Here is a 17210-nt window from a genome sequence, read left to right on the forward strand (position 1 = left end):
CGGGCTCGTACCTCCTGCTTGCACCTCCCCTGGAGGGAGGCGCCAGGGTGGGGGCATGGACGGCGACACGCTCTACTCGATCGGTGACCTGGCCCGGCGGACCGGGCTGACGGTCAAGACCGTTCGGTTCTACTCCGACCGCGGGATCGTGCCGCCGACCGGCCGCAGCCCGGCCGGTCACCGCCTCTACGGCATCGACGCCGTCGCACGCCTGGACCTCGTACGGACGCTGCGCGACCTGGGAGTGGACCTTCCCACGATCCGCAGGGTCGTGGACCGGGAGATCTCGCTTCCCGAGGTGGCCGCGGCGCACGCCGAGGCGCTGGCGGTGCAGATCCGGACTCTGCGCCTGCGGCGCGCGGTGCTGACGGCGGTGACCAGGCGCGGGTCCACCCCCGAGGAGATGGATCTCATGCACAAACTGGCAAAGCTCTCCGAGGACGAACGCCGGCGCCTGATCGGCGACTTCCTCGACGCCGCCTTCGGCGGCCTGGACGCCGACCCCGGATTCGCGGGGATCAGGCGCACGATGACCCCCGAACTGCCCGACGACCCCGAACCCGCGCAGGTCGAGGCCTGGGTGGAACTGGCCGAGCTGTCCCGGGACCCGGGGTTTCGCGGTGTCATGCGGCGCCTGGCCGAGCAGCACGCGGCCGAGCGCGCCCGGGACGACGCCGCCGGCCCGCGCCGCGATCCCGTCGCGCTGGTCCGCGACCAGGCGGGCCCCGCCCTGGCGGCCGGTATCGCCCCGGCCTCGCCCCTGAGCGATCCGGTCGTCGCGGCGGTCACGGCACGGTACGCGCACGTCGTCGGCCTCCCCGACGACGCCGGCCTCAGGCGCCGGTTGCTGGTCCGGCTGGAGAGCGCGAACGACCCCCGCAGGGAGTCGTACCTCCGGCTGCTCGCGGTGATCAACGGCTGGCCGGCCCCGGAAAGCCTGACGCCGGTGCTCGACTGGTTCATCCAGGCCCTGCGCGTCCGGACACCGGCGTAGCGAGCTGCTCACGACGGCGTCACCGGACCGGTTCGCCTCACACGGCCTCGCAGGGTCGCGTTCGGACGGCAGGCTGCGTGAGACGCCGCTGTGTCGGCGGAACATGAGACGCGAACCGGACAGGGACGGAACGAAGACGGGCGAGACCGCGAATGCCAGATTTCCGGATGGAACAATCAATGCATGGCACGCTTCAAACGGCTCACCGTCGAGGAAGCCCGCACCCTCAGCCGCGAACAGCTCCTGCCCCTGATCGAGCACGAGCAGAAGCACTGGTATCGGCTCATGAACCACATGGAGATGCGGGCAGGTGACGACGACGCGTTCAAGACCTTCAACGAGATCATGCACATCGTCATCGGCCCCGGCCATTCCGCCCCCGACGCGCTCGCCCGCTTCGGGGACGAGTCCCGCGATCGGGATTACTGGACGAAACCGCTCGGCGATCTCGGCGATCTCTGACCCCGGGCTCCTCACCGAACGACGCGCAGCTTCGCCGTTCTGGTCGCCATGTCATTCCAGCCATTCCCGCGGCCGGCCGGAATTCCCTTCGGCTCCTATGCCTGATCAGAGTGGCACGGGATTCGCGCCGGGAGCGTAGCCCTTGAATTCTTGGTCCCCGGAATGCTTCACCACCTCGCTGGTCGAGGATGGGGACGACGGCTGACGCACTCCCGGCCGGGCGTCCCGCAGAACCGTACCGGCCGGTGCCCGCAGAGGCTATGCCGGCTGGTAGCAGCAGAGCCGTCCGGTTCGCAGTGTCATGCGCAGTTCCTCGCCGAGGACCGGGTCGGCGGCGGCGATGCGGTTGACGGCGCGCCGGAGGGCCTTGCCGACCGAGACGCGGGCGCGTTCCTCGTTGCCGGTGAAGTTCCGGGTCCGTCCGGCCAGACCGGTCGCGGACGCCAGCTCGTCGATCAGCCAGTCGCGCTCGTCCCGCAGCCGCTCGGCCCGGACGACGTCGTTGGCCGACTCGTATCCGTCGATCTCCTCCTGCAACAGTGACAGCCGCTTGCGGTAGGCCCTGATGGCCTCCTCGTCCAGGGCCGGCTGGGCGGTGCCGGCGTCCACGGCCGCCCCGTCGCGCGGTACCGGGCCCGCGGCCAGCTCGATGGCCGGAATCTCGTATCGGGGGTTGGCGAGCAGGATCGCGAGGTAGGCCATCCCCAGGCTGTGCTCGACGTGCGCGCTTCGCGAGCCCAGCCCGATCCTCCACCGGCGGCCTTCGCGCCGGCACTCCATGAGGGGTCGCCGCCCGCCGTGCCCGGCGGCGGTGGCGGCGGTGACGGCGGCGTGCGGTCCCCTTCCACCGGGCAGGACCATGCCCAGCTCGGCCGCCTCGCTCGTGGCGACCTCCAGTTGCCGGCCCGCCTCGGCGGCGTCCCCGGTCCCGGCCCGGAGCACCAGCGCCTGCGCCCACCGCACGCGCGACAGGACCGCCGCCGGCCAGTGCCCCATGGCCAGATTGCCCCGTACGGCCATCTGCAGATGCTCGGCCGCCCGCTGGGCGTCGCCCATGGTCAGCGCGGCCACGCCCAGCGCGTGCCGGGCGGAGCCGAAGCACGCGACGCCGAGACTGGCCACCATCGGAAGCCTGGCGAACGGGCCGAGCAGCTCGTAGGCCGCCGCCGAGGCCTCGGTGTCCCCCAGCAGGTGCGCGGCCTCCACGACGCCGTGCATGGTCACCAGCCAGCTGCTGGATCGGGGCAGCAGGGCCAGATCGCCGCCCCGCAGCCGCGCCAGCGCGCCGGCCGCCTGCCGGTGGTCTCCGGCGTTGGCCGCGGCGACCGCCAGCGCGGCCAGGTAGGAGTTGTCCACGGCGCTGAGCGTCGGCGAGTTCACCTCCTCGGCCAGCATCGGAACCAGCTCGGCGATGCGGCCCTGGTACCAGCGGATGGCCACCATCTGCGCGCCGTACCAGCCGGCGGCGTCCGCGTCGCCGGCCCGCCTTCCCCGTTCGGCGCAGGCGGCCGCCTCGGCCTCGGCCTGTTCCAGCCGCCCCGCGCGGATGCCGAGCATCACATCGATCGCGCGCACCACGAACCCGATCGCCAGGTGGTCCTGCTGGGCCAGCAGGCCGCGCAGTTCCGCCAGGTGGCGTTCCGCGTGCGGGTCCGCGTCGAGAACGTGGTCGACGGTGCGCCACAGCAATCCCATCAGCAGATCGCCACGGCACGAGGTCCGGAAGCCCGCGGCGATCAGTTCCCGGGCGAGCTCGTGCCGCATCTCGCTCTGACCGGGACCCAGCAGGCAGTGGTGGGCCAGGCTGACCGCCTCGGTCCACGCCGTCGGATCGCCCGTCCGCCTGGCCTCCTCCAGCGCGGCGAGGACGGCGGTGTGCCCGCCCGACCGGTAGTCGGCCTCGGCGGCCAGCCGTACCCTGAGCCGAAGCGCCGGTAACGACCGCGGGTCCACCACCGACAACGCATGCCGCAGACGCGCCTCGATCGACGCGGCGGCCATGACACCACGGTGTTCGTGCACCCACAGGCCGGACAGTCCCAACGCCGCGAGGGCCATCGCCTGACCGTCGCCCTCGCTCTCGGCCGCGCGGTACGCCGCGTCGAAGCACTCCCGGCTGGACCTCAGGTCACCCTCGACGCACCGGGCGTGTGCCCCGGCGAGAAGCAGCGACCCGCTGTCGCCCTCCGCCGGCGCCGGCGTCATCCCGTGGTACGGCAGGCAGCCGCCGGTACGGGACCGGCGGGACACGGGGCCTCGCCACCCCCTGTCCGTTTTGTCGTGGGCCGGGTCATGGACCAGGACCGGTGGCCGGCGATCCACGACGGGCGTCAGCTCTCGGTGAGGCAGGACGCATGCCCCGCCGGGCCGGCGGGCGAGGCGGGGGCCGCACGGTCGACGGCGTCCGTGGCGATCTCCACAGCGGCGGGCATGTCGGGACTCCTCGGATCGGTGTGCGATCAGGCTGCCGCCGGGCGGTTGCACTCGTCTTGCAACATCCTTGCGTGCGAATCGCCGTACCCGCCGCATGACCTCACCGGGGTCCGACCCCCCGTGGCACCCACCCCCGGCCCGGTTTCGCGGTCTCGGCGACGCCCCGCCGCGACCGCCTCACGGGCTCCGGCCGCCCGGGCCCGCGGGGCGGCCACCACCGGCCCCGCCCCCGTGGCCTTCCGGCCGCTCACCAGAGGGTGGCCCCGCGCCCCCGGCCCGGGATCCGGGATCAGTAACGGCCGTGCACCGTGTTCGTCCTCTTCGTCATGCGGGAGTATCCGGGGGCGTTGAAGACGACCTTGGCGTAGATCTCGTCACCGGCTCCCTCCAGCGAGGAATCGTCCTCGTCGAGGAGAGAGCACCGGATCGTGGGGGCGGAGATGATGATCAGCCCTCCCCCGTTCCGATCCGATCCCGCGCTCAACTGCGCGTTGCCCGCCTTGTACAGCCGGTTGTCGTAGACGGCGTCCTCGCCCCAGATCTCGACCTGAGCCGTCGCGCCGTTGTCGACCAGGTACTGCGCCTGGGCCTGCGTCATGCCGACCTTGCCGAAGGTGAGGACCCTGCAGCCGGCCGCCTCCTTGGTGATCGTCAGCCGGGCGGTCAGGGCGCCGGGTACGTCGGCGGCCTGGGCGGGCGCGGCCGCGAGACCCACGGTCAGCGCCGTGGCGGCGCCCAGCGCGGCGGCCAGGCGGGCGACTCTCTTGACTGCGGACATCATCGTTCCTCCGTTGTTCATCGGGGCTGGGACCGACGCGACTGCTTGCGCGTCCTGACGTAGCGGTTGGTCGCGGGAAGCCAGCACGCCACGACGGCCAGCAGCGCGCCCAGGGTGGCCAGGGCGGCCAGGAATCCGGTGATCGGGGACACCATGTCCGTGAGGTCCCGCAGTCCGAGAAGGACGGCGACGGGGGTGAGGACGCTCAGCGCGACCCGGGCCCACGTCCTGCCGTCGCGGACGGGCAGCAGGAGCAGGACGAAGATCACCGCGAAGAAGAGCCAGACGTACGCCCGAGCCTGGAGGGAGCCGAAGGCGGCCTCCACCGCGGCGTCCACGACGGAGCCCACGGCATCCGAGCCGACCTCGACGCCGAGTTCGTCGTGCACGTAGCTCCGCAGCAGGCTTCTGCCCGCGATCAGGGAGACCGCCGCCGACGACAGCATGGACGCCGCGGCCACCGCGGTGGCCAGGGTCGCGGCCAGCAGCGTCCCCGGCCTGCGGGGTTCGTACGCGGTGCCGCCCGCCATCTGGCGTGCGGTGGGAATGTGCTCACTCACTTGTGTTCCTTTCGATGGTCTTGTGTGGATCACCTGCCGTACGGCCCGCTCTCCGTGCGGAGAGAGGCCGGCGAAGGCCCCGGACCGGGCAGCCTGCGAGGTGTTCCCCGGCTCGCGTCTCGGCCCGGATCACCTCGGCGCCCGTGGAACGCGCCGATCTCCCCTCGGGAGAAGGGCTGACGAGCCGGACACCCCTAAGGTGTTCCATCCGGTTCCACCGGTCGTTCCATCGCGAGCCCGCCGCTCCTCCTCGCCGGGCTCAGCGGCGCCCTCGGCCTGGCAGGAGGGATCGAGCGGGGAATGACCACCGACGGCACGCGCCGCCCGCCGGCCGGCTCGGCGAGGCACCGCGGACCCGGCGCCCGGGCCCGGAGCCACCCGACACCGTTCCCGGAAACGCAAGAGGCCCTGACCTGTCGACACAGGTCAGAGCCTTTATCAGGGTCCGTCTTCGAACAGGTCTCGCCCGAAGCGGTGACGACGCACCGGTCATGACCACCGTCGCCGACGGCCGGCGTCACCCGTCCGCCGCGTCACCGTCCTCCCTGACCTCCCAGCGCAGCAGGTCGCCCGGCTGGCACTCCAGCACCTCGCAGAGCGCGGCGAGCGTCGTGAAGCGCACCGCCTTGGCACGGCCGTTCTTGAGCACCGCCAGGTTGGCGGGCGTGATACCGACGCGGTCCGCGAGCTCGCCCACGGACATCTTCCGCTTGGCCAGCATCACGTCGATGTCGACGGTGATCGGCATCAGATCACCTCTTCCAGCTCGGCCCGCATCCGCGCCGCCTCGACGTCGCGCGCGACGGCCTGGGCGAGCAGCATCCGCAGCACGAGCACGATGAGCGCGACCCCCAGGATCGCCACGACGACCCCGCATATCAGGAGGACCACCCCCGGGGCGACGGGTTCGCCGGGCGCCAGGAGGACCGCGTACGCGAACACCACGAGGGCGGCCGCCACGAGCGCGCCGATCACGATGTGCACGTACCGGAAGGCGGCGTGGGAGAACACGGTTCCGCGTCGCACCATCGTCACGAGCCGCCACACGCAGACCAGGACGACCTGGACCGTCACGACACCCAGGACCGTGATCACGAGAAACGGGGTGCGCAGGTACGCGTAGTCCGGGTTGAGCTGCTCCATGTCGATGGCCAGCAACGGCACCATCACCGCCTGTACGAACACCGAGCCGGCGAGCAGCACCACGAGCACGGCGCGCAGCGCGAGCACTGTCAACTTTCCCATCGTCTCCCCTTCAATCGACTAACGATGGGAATGTATCGATATTCGATAGGCACGGCAAGTTGTCAGGCCGATCGGAGAGGTGAGACTCCGGTACGGGCGCGGAACTCCGGTACGGGCGCGCGGACGATCGGTGGTCGCCGAAAGCGCGGGCGATCTCACCGGAGAGGTGGTTCCCGCCGTTTCCCGCACGACGACCAGAACGGACAGCCCGTGCTGCGCTCGCCGACCGCCTACGACCACCAACCCCTGGAACCGATCGTCCAGTGGCGTTTCAAGGCGAGCATCTGCCCGCGCGCCCGGCCGATCGCCGCGGCGCCCCGGGAACTCCCGGCGACGTACGTCCGGATGGTCACGCACGCGCTTCGCCGGGAGTCCTAGGGCGCCGTGACCCGCAGGTCGTCGAGGGTCGCGGTGCTCGAGTGCATGCGGAGACCGACCTTGCCGGTCGTCAGCTCGGTGGCGGGGGCGGTCCAGGTGAGCACCTGGTTCCCGTCGACGAAGCCGGTGACGGTCGAGCCGGACACGGTCGCCTTGAGCGTGCGGAACACGCCGGGAGTGATCGGGACGGAGGCGCCGGCGACCTGTGTCAGGGTACCGCCGACCTTCCTGTACAGGTCGGCGGTGTCGGTTCCGTCGTTGAGGCGGAACAGGTAGAAGTTGGCGGCGTCGGCGTACCGGAGGACCAGGCCCGCGTTGGCGCTCGCGTTGTCCAGCCGGACCCGTCCCTGGACGGTGTAGTCGGTCCAGCCGGCGGAGCCGGTGACGGAGAGGCTCTCCGCGGCGGCGGTGGAGGTCTGGGAGTACGCGCCGTTCGCGACCGACCACGAACCGCCGGTGCTCGTCCAGCCCGCCGCGTCGCCGTCGCCGAAGTCGTCCGACAGCAGGGTGGTGGCGGGCGCCGCGGCCGACTCGTGCGCGCCCCGGTCGGGAGAGCCCTGGTAGAGCGCGGTTCCGAAGAAGTCCTGAGCGCCGGGTGAGGAGACCGCGACACCGCTGTCGATCCCGGGCGAGCCCGGCTGGAGTTTGTAGGCGCCCGCGGAGGCCAGTCCCGACGCGCCGCCCGCCGCGACGAACCGCGGGCTGGCGATGATCTTGTATGGGTCGTTGGGCTGGGCGGCGTTGGTGCCCGAGTAGAGGTTGTGGTCGTAGGTGACGTTGCCGCTGATGCTGTAGGCCCCGCTCCCCTGGTTGACGAAGATGTTGTTCGTGTAGGCCACCTTGCCGGTCGACGTCCCGGTCATCTGGCCCGTCTGCCCGGCCGAGCGGTAGAAGACGTTGTTGTGGACCTTCAGGTCGCCCGACCCGCTGACCAGGTGGAACACTCCGACGCTGCGGTCCAGGTCGTTCTGGGAGATGTTGTAGCGGAACACGTTGTCGTCGGTCTGGTCCATGACGAGCAGCGTGCCGCCCTCGTTGTCCTGGCTGTAGTTGTACTGGTAGACGCTGCGGTAGACCCGCTGGTCGAAGTCCCAGGGCTGGCCGTCGCCGTCGAGCCTGCGGGTGCGGAAGGCCTGGTTGAACTGGAAGACCGCGTCGGTCGTGGCGTACATCCACTGCGCGGCGACGACCGCGATGTCGTCGAGGTAGGGCAGGGTCGAGGTGGTGGACTCGCCGATCCGGTCGGTGGTGTTGCGCTCGACGAGCGGGGCCAGCCCGGACCGGACGAGGATCCCGTCGCGGTGGATCCGGGTGACGGTGTTGCCGCGGATCACCAGGTCGCGGAAGGCGTCGAGGTCGTGCGCCCACGTGGTGTTGAGCAGCGCGTCGGTCATGGTCTGGATGCCGGTGTCGGCGACGTTGTCGACGGTGTTGCCCTCGATGAGCACGTCCGTCCAGGTGCTCTCGGGCCCGGTGGAGGTCCCGCGGGCGTGGAAGTTGATCCCGCCGGTCCGCCGGTCGGTGCCGAACACGTCGTGGATGTAGGTGTTCTTGACGTGGATGTGGGTGAAGTCCCCCGCGCCGGCGCCCTCGCCGACGACGAGGACCCCGCTGCGCCGCCGGTCGGTGGGCTGCTGTCCGCTGGTGATCTCGAGCCCGCCGATCTCCCAGTGCGAGACGTTCTTCAGCCGCACCCCGAAGCCCTCTCCGTCGACGGCCGTGTCGGCGAAGTCGATGCGGGGCTTCGCGCCGGTGCCGTACTGGCCGAGGACGATCGGCGCCCCGGCCGCACCCGAGCCGTGCAGGTCGAGGTACTGGCCGGTCCAGACGCCGCCGGACCTGAGCAGGACGCTGTCGCCCGGACCGAAGGTCTGGGCGTTGACCTTGCCGAGCGTCTTCCAGGCGGCCGAGGGCGAGGTCCCGGCCGCGCCGTCGGAGCCGCCGGTCGCGTCGACGTAGTAGGTGGTCCCGGTGCCGGTGCCGGTGCCGGTGCCGGTGCCGGTGCCGGTGCCGGTGCCGGTGCCGGTGCCGGTGCCGGTGCCGTGGACGTTCCCGGTCACGTCGACGACGGCGCCGTGGACGGTCCCGGCCGTGCCGGCGCCGGCGTGGTGGACGGTCCCGGCCGCGTGGGCGGGCCGGGGCAGGAGCAGGGCGGCGGCGAGCGCCAGGACGACTGCGGCTTCGGGGAGCCCCACGCTGATACCTCTGATTCGTATTAGTAATACTTGACCTGCAGAAACATGAGCTCCCCCGATTCGTAACGGGAAGATAATCCGCAGCCTTCACGATCGTCAAGAGCAGATTTCCGGCACATTTCAAGATTCTTTCGCCGAGAGTGTTGACAGCGCCCCGTCCGACTTGCAACGGTTTCGCCAATACGAATCAGCCAGCCACCCTCTCCTGGCTGTTCCCCCTCAACTGATACGAATCAGGAGATCGCGATGGACGGAGTGCGGCGCCGGGCCCGTCAGGCCGACGTGGCCAAGCTCGCGGGCGTCTCCCAGGCGACGGTCTCCGCGGTCATCAACGGCCGGGGTCCGGAGACCGGGATCCCGGAGCAGACCGTCCAGCGCGTCCTGGAGGCGGTGCGCCAGCTCGGCTACGTCGCCAACCCGGCGGCCCGCAGCCTGCGCGGGAAGCGCAACCGGCTGCTCGGGGTCTACACCTTCGAGTCGATCTTCCCGCTCGACCAGCTGGACTTCTACCACGAGTTCCTGGTCGGCATCGAGCAGCAGGCCGTCGCGGACGGCTACGACCTGGTGCTGTTCGCCTCCACCGAGGATCTCGACGGCCGCCGCCGGGTCTACAGCGACGGGGTGAACCGGCTCGCGCTCGCCGACGGCAGCGTGCTGCTCGGCGTCGAGCCCGGCTCCACCGAGCTGGCCAGACTCGCCGCCGAGGGATACCCCTTCGTTCACATAGGGCGCAGGACCGTGCCCGGCACCGAGATAGCCTGGGTCGGCGCCGACTACGCCAGCGCCACCAGGGACACCGTCGGCAGGCTCGCCGCGCTGGGCCACCGGCGCATCGCCTACGTCACGGGACCGGACCGGATGGAGGTCTTCCTCGACAAGGAGGCCGGCTACCGGGCCGGCTGCGCCGACGCGGGGCTGCCCGAGCTGATGTACGTCACGTCGCAGCTCGACCCCGCCTGGGTCGACGCCGCGCACGCCGGCGGCGTCACCGCCGTCCTGGCCGAGAACGAGCCCCTGGCCAGGCAGCTCGTCGCCGCGCTGGGCGAGCGCGGCCTGGCCGCTCCCGCGGACATGTCGGTGGTCGTCCTGGTGACGATGACCGAGAGCGGCTGGAGCAGCCTGCGGATCCCCCGCAACGAGATGGGCCGGGGCGCGGTGAAGATGCTCACCCGGATCCTGGCCGGTTCCGACGCCCCCGGCGACCACCAGCGGTTGCTGCCCTGCGGCCTCCCCGACGATCACATGATCGGCCCGCCCAGAGCCTGACCACAGATCACATGATCATTCCCCCCGGAGCCTGACCACAATCGAACATTCCCAGCTCCCGGCGATCCAGCGCCGGGAGCCGGCCTCCCACACCTCGAAACCCCCCATACTCCGAAACAGGAGAAAATCATGATCACCAACCGGTGGACAGCCGTCGGCAGACGCGGATTCCTCGCCGTCGCGGTCGGCGCGGGCGTTCTTCTCGCCGCGACGGCCTGCGGGACGGGCGGCGGCAGCGGGAGCGGCGGCGGCGGGGACACGGCCGGCACGCTGACCGTCTGGTTCCCCGGCAACTCCGCCCCGGAGATCGAGCTCGTCACCAAGAAGCTGGTGCCCGAGTTCGAGTCCGCCAACAAGACGAGGGTCCAGGTGACCTTCGTCGACTGGGCCCAGATGTCGCCCAAGCTCAACGCCGGTTTCGCCGGCAACAACGCCCCCGACGTGTTCGGCCACGGTCCGGCCGCCGCCGCGGGCTTCGCCGCGGCCAAGCGGATCGAGCCGCTCGACGCCCGGATCGCCGCCCTGCCCGAGGCGGACAGGACCGACCTCGCGCCCTATCTGGCGAGCGGCCAGGTGGCCGGCGGGCAGTACCTGATCCCGCTGGGCGGCAGCGGCGTCCTCGTCGCCTACCGCAAGGACCTGCTCGGCAAGGCCGGTGTCACCGAGCCGGCCACCTGGACGGAGGCCGCCGAGGCGGCGAGGAAGCTGACCGTACGCGACGGTGGAGCGATCCAGCAGGCGGGCCTGATGCTTCAGTCCGCCAAGATCCAGCGGGTGCAGAGCTTCCAGGGGCTGATCGGGTCGGAGGGCGGCGAGCTGCTGTCGGCCGACGGCAAGGAGGTCACCTGGAACTCGCCCGAGGGAGTGAAGGCGCTGGAGTACTTCGCCGGGCTCTACGGCGGCGACGGCAAGGTCAGCGACCAGCTCGGCCTCGACTTCGCCAACCAGCCCGCCGGGCAGAACCCGCTCGCCACCGGCAAGGCGGCGATGGTCACCGCGACCACCGGGCAGATACTCCAGATGGTCAAGGCCGTGCCCGACCTCGCCTCGAAGATCGGGGTGCTGCCCCCGCTGAAGGCCGTCGACGCCAAGACCTTCGGCGGGGCGACCACCGGCCTGTTCGTCAACGCCGACTCGGCGAAGAAGGACCTCGCCTGGAAGTTCGTCGAGTTCATGGTCTCCAAGGGCGTGAACGAGCGCTACGCCGAGGCCGTCGGCGGGCTGCCGGTGCGCGCCTCGGCCGCCCAGGGCGCCTACGTCACCGGGCAGCCGCTGCTGAAGCCGTTCATCGACGCCGCCCCCGCCTACGTGGGCAGCCCCAACGTCCCGGCCTGGGTGCAGGTCCGTGACGTGCTCGACAAGCACCTGGAGGAGGCGCTCGCCGGGAAGGCGACCGCGAAGCAGGCGCTGGACGACGCGGCGGCCGAGGCCGGGCCGCTGCTCGCGGCCCAGTGACGGTGACCCAGTGATGGCGCTCCTCACCAAACACGGCAAGACCCGGCCCGCGGCGCCGCCGCCGCGGGCCGGGTCCCGCGGGAGAGGCCCGACCGGCCGCCGCAAGCTCGTCGGACTCGCCTTCACCGCCCCGGTCCTCGCCTACATGGCGGTCTTCCAGCTGTTCCCCGTGCTGTACGGGTTCTACCTGAGCTTCACCGGCTACAGCCCGCTCGACCGGGGCGCGCCCCGCCTGGTCGGCACCGACAACTACACGGCGCTGCTCGGCTCGGCGGACTTCCTGAAGTCCCTGCGGGTGACCGCCCAGTTCGTCGCGGAGGTGCTGCCGTTCGCGGTCGGCATCGCGCTCGGTCTGGCGTTGCTGGCCAACCGGAAGATGCCCGGCATCGGGCTGTTCCGGGCCGGGCTGTTCCTGCCCCGCATCGTCCCGCTGACGGCCGTCAGCCTGGTGTGGCTGTGGATGTACTCCCCCGACGGCTGGTTCAACGACCTCGCGGGCTCGCTCGGCCTCGATCCGCGCGACTGGCTCCTCGACGAGGACACCGCCCTGCACTCGGTCGCGGCCATGCGGGTGTGGAAGGCCCTCGGCGGCAACATGGTGCTGTTCCTTGCCGGGCTCCAGGCGATCCCGGCCACCCTGTACGAGGCCGCGAAGATGGACGGCGCGGGCGCCTGGGCCAGGTTCCGGCACGTGACGCTGCCCGGCCTGCGGCCGGTCATGGTCTACGTGATCACGATCAACATCGTCTACCTGTCGCAGTCGTTCGCCGAGATCTTCATCCTCACCGGCGGCGGGCCGCTCGGCTCGACGACGACCACCAACTACCTGATCTACCAGGAGGCGTTCCAGAACAACCGGTTCGGCTCCGCCAGCGCCATGGCCTTCGTGCTGTTCGCGGCGATCTTCGCCTTCGCGCTCGTCGCGATGCGCGGGAACGGGCGGAAGTGATGCGGAGACCAGGATCCGTCCTCGCGCTGGTCATCGCCACGCTGCTGGTGCTCGTGCCGTTCTGGTGGATGGTCTCGATCGCCTTCAAGCCCGAGTCCGAGGTGTTCTCGGCCGAGCCGCGGCTGCTGCCGCAGAACCCGGTCCTCGACAACTTCTCGACCGCCCTGGACGCGGGCAACCTCGGCACGGCGATGACGAACTCGCTGATCGTCGCCCTGCTGGTCGTCCTCGCCAACTGCGTGTTCGCGCTGTCGGCCGGGTACGCCTTCGCCAAACTCCCCTACCGGGGAAGCAACGCGATCTTCATGACGATCGTCGCGACCACGATGGTGCCGGTGGCGGTGACCCTCATCCCGCTGTTCCTGATCGCGAAGGGGATCCCGCTGGCGGGCGGGAACGACATCACCGGGCAGGGCGGTTCCGGGCTGCTCGACTCGCTGGCCGGGCTGACCCTGCCGCACCTGATCGGGCCGCTCAACGTCTTCCTCGCCCGGCAGTACTTCCTCGGGCTCCCCGACGAGCTGGGCGAGGCCGCCCGGGTCGACGGCGCGAGCGAGTTCAGGCTCTTCTGGAAGATCTATCTGCCGCTGGCGAGGCCCCTGGTCGCGACCGTCGCGGTGTTCGCCTTCACCGCCGTCTGGGACGACTTCCTCTGGCCGCTCGTCGTGACGAGCTCGCCCGGGACGCAGACCGTCCAGCTGGCGCTGAGCAAGTTCCTGACCGGCGGAAACGTCGCCTACGGGCCCGCCATGGCCGGCTCGGTGCTGGTGCTGCTGCCGATCCTGGCCGTCTTCGTCCTCAACCAACGCAGTTTCGTCGCCGGCCTGTCCGAGGGCGGCGTGAAGGGATGATCATGCAGGAGACGCACACGCCGGTGCTGGTGGTCGGAGGGGGCCTCGGCGGTGTCGCCGCGACGCTGACCGCCGCGAGGCTCGGCCGGCGGGTGGTGCTCACCGAGGAGACCGACTGGCTGGGCGGCCAGCTGACCAGCCAGGCGGTCCCGCCGGACGAGAACCCGTGGATCGAGTCGCGGTACGCCTCGTCGAGCTACCGCAGGCTGCGACAGGGCATCCGCGATCACTACCGCCGCAACTACCCGCTCCGCGCCTCGGTGGCCGCGCAGCGCCTGCTCAATCCGGGGCTCGGCGTGGTCAGCGGGCTGTGCCACGAGCCGCGGGCGGCGCTGGCCGTGATCGACGAGATGCTCGCGCCGTACCGGACCGCCGGGCTGGTCACCGTCCTGCTGCGGCACACGCCCGTGGCGGTCGAGGTGACGGGCGACCGGGTCGAGGCGGTCACCTTCACCCGGCCCGACGGGACCGAGCTGGTCGTGGCGGCCGACTACGTCGTGGACGCCACCGAGCTCGGCGACCTGTTCCCCATGGCCGGGGTCGAGCACGTGGTGGGCGCGGAGGGCGTCGCCGACACCGGGGAGCCGCACGCCGCTCCCGTGGCGAACCCCCTCGACCAGCAGGCCGTCAGCTGGTGCTTCCCGCTGGAGTACCGGCCGGGCGAGGACCACACGATCGACCGCCCGGCGGGCTACGACCACTGGAGCACCCACCGGGCCCCGTTCTGGCCGGGACCCCAGCTGTCGTGGACGGACGTGGAGCCGATCGACCTGTCGGTGCGTTCGCGCGGCCTGTTCCACGACAACGGGCACATCCCTGGAAAGCATGACCTGTGGCACTTCCGCCGGATCGTGGCCGCGGAGCAGTACGAGCCCGGCACCATCTCGCACGACGTCACCCTGGTCAACTGGCCGCAGATCGACTACTGGGACCAGCCGCTGATCGGTCCCGGGGCGGACCGGGAGGGCGCGCTGGCGGGTGCCCGCGACCTGTCACTGTCGTTCCTGTACTGGATGCAGACCGAGGCCGGATACCCGGGCCTGCGACTACGTCCCGACCTCGTCGGGACCGAGGACGGCCTGGCCAAGGCGGTGTACGTCCGGGAGTCGCGGCGGATCAAGGCCGAGTTCACCGTGCTGGAGCAGCACGTCGGGGTGGAGGCGCGCGGCCCGCTCACCGGGTCCGAGGTGTTCGCCGACTCGGTCGGTATCGGCTCCTACCGGATCGACCTGCACCCCAGCACGTCCGGCCGCACCTACGTGGACGTCGACTGCTACCCCTTCCAGATCCCGCTCGGCGCGCTGCTGCCCCAGCGCGTCGACAACCTGCTGCCCGCCAACAAGAACATCGGCACCACCCACGTCACCAACGGCTGCTACCGGCTCCACCCCGTCGAGTGGAGCATCGGCGAGGCCGTGGGCGCGCTCGCCGTCCAGGCCCTCGCCGCCGACCTGCCGCCGCGCAAGATCCGCGCCGATCCGGCCCGGCTCGCCGACTTCCAGCGGACGCTCACCGGCACCCTCGGCGTCACCCTCGCCTGGTCGCAGGAGATCAGGACCACCCCGTGCGGCCGCCAGCCCGCCGTACCCCAGCTCGTGGAGGACTGACATGACCGCAGCGACCGGCCCGGCCTTTCCCGCCGGGTTCGTCTGGGGCGCCGCCTCCGCCGCCTACCAGATCGAGGGCGCCGCCCGTGAGGACGGGCGCGGGCCGTCGATCTGGGACACCTTCTCCCGGACGCCGGGACGGGTGGTCTCCGGGCACACCGGCGACGTCGCCTGCGACCACTACCACCGTCACGTGGACGACGTCGAGCTCATGAAGTCGCTCGGCCTGGCCGCCTACCGGTTCTCCGTCGCCTGGCCGCGGATCCAGCCGGACGGCTCGGGCCCGGTCAACCCGCGCGGTCTCGACTTCTACGACCGCCTCGTCGACTCCCTGCTCGCCGCGGGCATCGACCCGTACGTGACGCTCTACCACTGGGACCTGCCCCAGGCGCTGGAGGACCGGGGCGGCTGGGCGGCCCGCGACACCGCGTACCGCTTCGCCGACTACGCCACGGCCGTGCACGCCCGGCTCGGCGACCGCGTCCGCACCTGGACGACGCTCAACGAACCCTGGGTCGCGGCCTTCCTCGGGTACGGCAGCGGCGTCCACGCCCCCGGCAGGACCGACGCGGGCGACGCCTTCCGCGCCGCCCACCACCTGCTGCTCGCGCACGGCCTCGGCGCCCGGGCGCTGCGCGAGGCCGGTGCCGGCGAGCTGGCCCTGACGCTCAATCTCTCGCCCGTCATCGGCGATCCGGCCGCGGCCGAACGCGTCGACCTGCTGCTCAACCGCCAGTTCCTCGACCCGGCCCTGTGCGGGGAGATGCCCGAGGACCTCCTGAAGATCATCGATCGGCACGCGGGCCTCGACCACCTGCGCGACGGCGATCTCACACTGATCCACCAGCCGATCGACCTGCTCGGCATCAACTACTACTGCCCCCAGTACGTCGCCGACGCCCCCGGCACCCCCGCCGACCCCGCCTGGCCGGGCAGCGAGGACGTCTCCTTCGTCCACCCCGGCGGCCCCAGCACCGCGATGGGCTGGCCCATCGACCCGGCGGGCCTCACCACCCTGCTGACCCGCCTGTCCCGCGACCACCCCTCCGTGGGCCTGCTCATCACCGAGAACGGCGCGGCCTTCGACGACGACGCCCCCTCGGGTGACCGGGTCGCCGACCCGGACCGCGTCGCCTACCTCGACTCCCACCTCAGGGCGGCCCACGCCGCGCTGGCCGAGGGCGTGGACCTGCGCGGCTATCTCGTCTGGTCCATCCTCGACAACTTCGAATGGGCCGAGGGCTACCACAAGCGCTTCGGCATCGTCCACGTCGACTTCACCACCCAACGGCGCCTGCCGAAGGACAGCGCCCTCTGGTACCGCGATCTCGTCACCACCGGGGTGATCCCCGGCTGACCTCCGGTCCGGCCGTCCGGGTCCCGGCGGCCGGCGGCGAGAAGCGGCACAAGACGCACGAGCGGCTATCCGGGACGCATGAGCAGCGCGAACAGCTGCTCCAGCGTCCGAGCCAGCGTTCTCTCGTCGGCGCCGTCCAGAGCGGTGCTGCCGATCACCGTACGCATCAGCCAGAAGCCCGCGACGACCGAGAGGACCATGGCCGCGCGGTCCGTGCCGCGCAGTTCCGGGGCGAGGTCGAGCAGGTGGGCCTCGACGTGGTTCTCGATGCCGGCCCGCAGGATCTTCGCGGCGCGGGGGTTGGGCGCCGAGCGCAGCATGAGCAGGAACGGGTCGAGGCCCTCGGCGTGCGGGGCGGTGCGGCGGACCAGGGCGGCGGCCACGTCGCGGGCGAGGGTGGCCGGATCGTCGGTGAGGACGGTGCGGTCGGCCATGGACGCCTCCACCACCTCGGCGAAGAGCCCTTCCTTGGAACCGAAGTAGCGGTTGACCAGCATCGCCGTGACGATCGGCGACCTCGCCACGGACGAGGGCGCCGACGCGGTGGCCGCCACCGCCGGCGAGGTCGACATCCTGGTCAACAACGCCGTCGCGTACCTGGCCGGCCCGTACGCCGACTACGTCAGCGGTGCCACGCTCCGCGTGGACGGTGGTACGGTCCGCTCGGTGATCTGACAGGT

General features: G+C 71.4%; 17 protein-coding genes. 10 read left to right on the plus strand and 7 right to left on the minus strand.

What is annotated here, in order from left to right; translation table 11 throughout:
• Positions 1 to 55: 55 nt before the first annotated feature.
• Together ACTOQ3_RS21100 and ACTOQ3_RS21105 are read left to right on the plus strand one after the other, a co-directional pair.
• Positions 56 to 994 (plus strand): MerR family transcriptional regulator, encoded by a 939-nt coding sequence (locus ACTOQ3_RS21100; protein WP_440085062.1) that lies wholly within the window; start codon positions 56 to 58, stop codon positions 992 to 994.
• A 183-nt stretch (positions 995 to 1177) separates the two neighbouring features.
• Positions 1178 to 1456 carry a hypothetical protein gene (locus ACTOQ3_RS21105; RefSeq protein WP_440085063.1) on the plus strand — a complete coding sequence of 93 codons (279 nt, stop codon included), beginning with the start codon at positions 1178 to 1180 and terminating at the stop codon, positions 1454 to 1456.
• Positions 1457 to 1714: 258 nt separating this feature from the next.
• Here ACTOQ3_RS21105 and ACTOQ3_RS21110 read toward each other — a convergent pair whose 3' ends face one another.
• From ACTOQ3_RS21110 to ACTOQ3_RS21130, 5 genes are all read right to left on the minus strand, one after another.
• A complete protein-coding gene (locus tag ACTOQ3_RS21110; RefSeq protein WP_440085064.1) occupies positions 1715 to 3706 on the minus strand; it encodes a hypothetical protein in 1992 nt (663 codons plus the stop codon).
• Between the two features lie 472 nt (positions 3707 to 4178).
• Positions 4179 to 4667, minus strand: coding sequence for a hypothetical protein (locus tag ACTOQ3_RS21115; protein ID WP_440085065.1), 489 nt, complete (start codon positions 4665 to 4667; stop codon positions 4179 to 4181).
• Between the two features lie 17 nt (positions 4668 to 4684).
• Positions 4685 to 5227, minus strand: a complete 543-nt coding sequence (locus ACTOQ3_RS21120) for a hypothetical protein (RefSeq protein WP_440085066.1) — start codon at positions 5225 to 5227, stop codon at positions 4685 to 4687.
• 517 nt (positions 5228 to 5744) lie between these two features.
• Positions 5745 to 5975, minus strand: a complete 231-nt coding sequence (locus ACTOQ3_RS21125; RefSeq protein WP_440085067.1) for a helix-turn-helix domain-containing protein — start codon at positions 5973 to 5975, stop codon at positions 5745 to 5747.
• The gene (locus tag ACTOQ3_RS21130) at positions 5975 to 6472 is read right to left on the minus strand and encodes a DUF2975 domain-containing protein (protein WP_440085068.1); all 498 of its coding nucleotides are present in this window, start codon (positions 6470 to 6472) and stop codon (positions 5975 to 5977) included. The genes ACTOQ3_RS21125 and ACTOQ3_RS21130 overlap by 1 nt, the downstream gene beginning before the upstream one ends.
• A 210-nt stretch (positions 6473 to 6682) precedes the next feature.
• On the opposite strand from ACTOQ3_RS21130, the gene ACTOQ3_RS21135 reads away from it, so the two are divergent.
• The gene (locus ACTOQ3_RS21135) at positions 6683 to 6850 is read left to right on the plus strand and encodes a hypothetical protein (protein ID WP_440085069.1); all 168 of its coding nucleotides are present in this window, start codon (positions 6683 to 6685) and stop codon (positions 6848 to 6850) included.
• Here ACTOQ3_RS21135 and ACTOQ3_RS21140 read toward each other — a convergent pair.
• Positions 6847 to 9045, minus strand: a complete 2199-nt coding sequence (locus ACTOQ3_RS21140; protein WP_440085070.1) for a family 16 glycoside hydrolase — start codon at positions 9043 to 9045, stop codon at positions 6847 to 6849. The genes ACTOQ3_RS21135 and ACTOQ3_RS21140 overlap by 4 nt on opposite strands.
• Positions 9046 to 9291: 246 nt before the next feature.
• Between ACTOQ3_RS21140 and ACTOQ3_RS21145 the strand changes: the two genes are divergently transcribed.
• The 6 genes from ACTOQ3_RS21145 to ACTOQ3_RS21170 all read left to right on the plus strand — a co-directional run bounded on the left by ACTOQ3_RS21145 (position 9292) and on the right by ACTOQ3_RS21170 (position 16530).
• Positions 9292 to 10311, plus strand: a complete 1020-nt coding sequence (locus tag ACTOQ3_RS21145; RefSeq protein WP_440085071.1) for a LacI family DNA-binding transcriptional regulator — start codon at positions 9292 to 9294, stop codon at positions 10309 to 10311.
• A gap of 129 nt (positions 10312 to 10440) precedes the next feature.
• Complete coding sequence (locus tag ACTOQ3_RS21150; RefSeq protein WP_440085072.1) at positions 10441 to 11766, plus strand: extracellular solute-binding protein; 1326 nt, start codon at positions 10441 to 10443, stop codon at positions 11764 to 11766.
• 13 nt (positions 11767 to 11779) lie between these two features.
• A complete protein-coding gene (locus ACTOQ3_RS21155) occupies positions 11780 to 12715 on the plus strand; it encodes a carbohydrate ABC transporter permease (protein WP_440085073.1) in 936 nt (311 codons plus the stop codon).
• Positions 12715 to 13566, plus strand: a complete 852-nt coding sequence (locus ACTOQ3_RS21160; RefSeq protein WP_440085074.1) for a carbohydrate ABC transporter permease — start codon at positions 12715 to 12717, stop codon at positions 13564 to 13566. The genes ACTOQ3_RS21155 and ACTOQ3_RS21160 overlap by 1 nt, the downstream gene beginning before the upstream one ends.
• 2 nt (positions 13567 to 13568) lie before the next feature.
• On the plus strand, positions 13569 to 15173 hold the full coding sequence (locus tag ACTOQ3_RS21165; RefSeq protein WP_440085075.1) for an FAD-dependent oxidoreductase: 1605 nt from the start codon (positions 13569 to 13571) through the stop codon (positions 15171 to 15173).
• A gap of 1 nt (position 15174) precedes the next feature.
• Complete coding sequence (locus tag ACTOQ3_RS21170; protein ID WP_440085076.1) at positions 15175 to 16530, plus strand: GH1 family beta-glucosidase; 1356 nt, start codon at positions 15175 to 15177, stop codon at positions 16528 to 16530.
• Between the two features lie 65 nt (positions 16531 to 16595).
• Here ACTOQ3_RS21170 and ACTOQ3_RS21175 read toward each other — a convergent pair whose 3' ends face one another.
• The gene (locus tag ACTOQ3_RS21175; protein WP_440085077.1) at positions 16596 to 17027 is read right to left on the minus strand and encodes a TetR/AcrR family transcriptional regulator; all 432 of its coding nucleotides are present in this window, start codon (positions 17025 to 17027) and stop codon (positions 16596 to 16598) included.
• Between ACTOQ3_RS21175 and ACTOQ3_RS21180 the strand changes: the two genes are divergently transcribed.
• Positions 17017 to 17205 (plus strand): hypothetical protein, encoded by a 189-nt coding sequence (locus tag ACTOQ3_RS21180; protein ID WP_440085078.1) that lies wholly within the window; start codon positions 17017 to 17019, stop codon positions 17203 to 17205. The genes ACTOQ3_RS21175 and ACTOQ3_RS21180 overlap by 11 nt on opposite strands.
• Positions 17206 to 17210 lie beyond the last annotated feature (5 nt).

This window comes from Streptosporangium sp. LJ11 (assembly GCF_051918945.1).
Lineage (GTDB): Bacteria > Actinomycetota > Actinomycetes > Streptosporangiales > Streptosporangiaceae > Streptosporangium.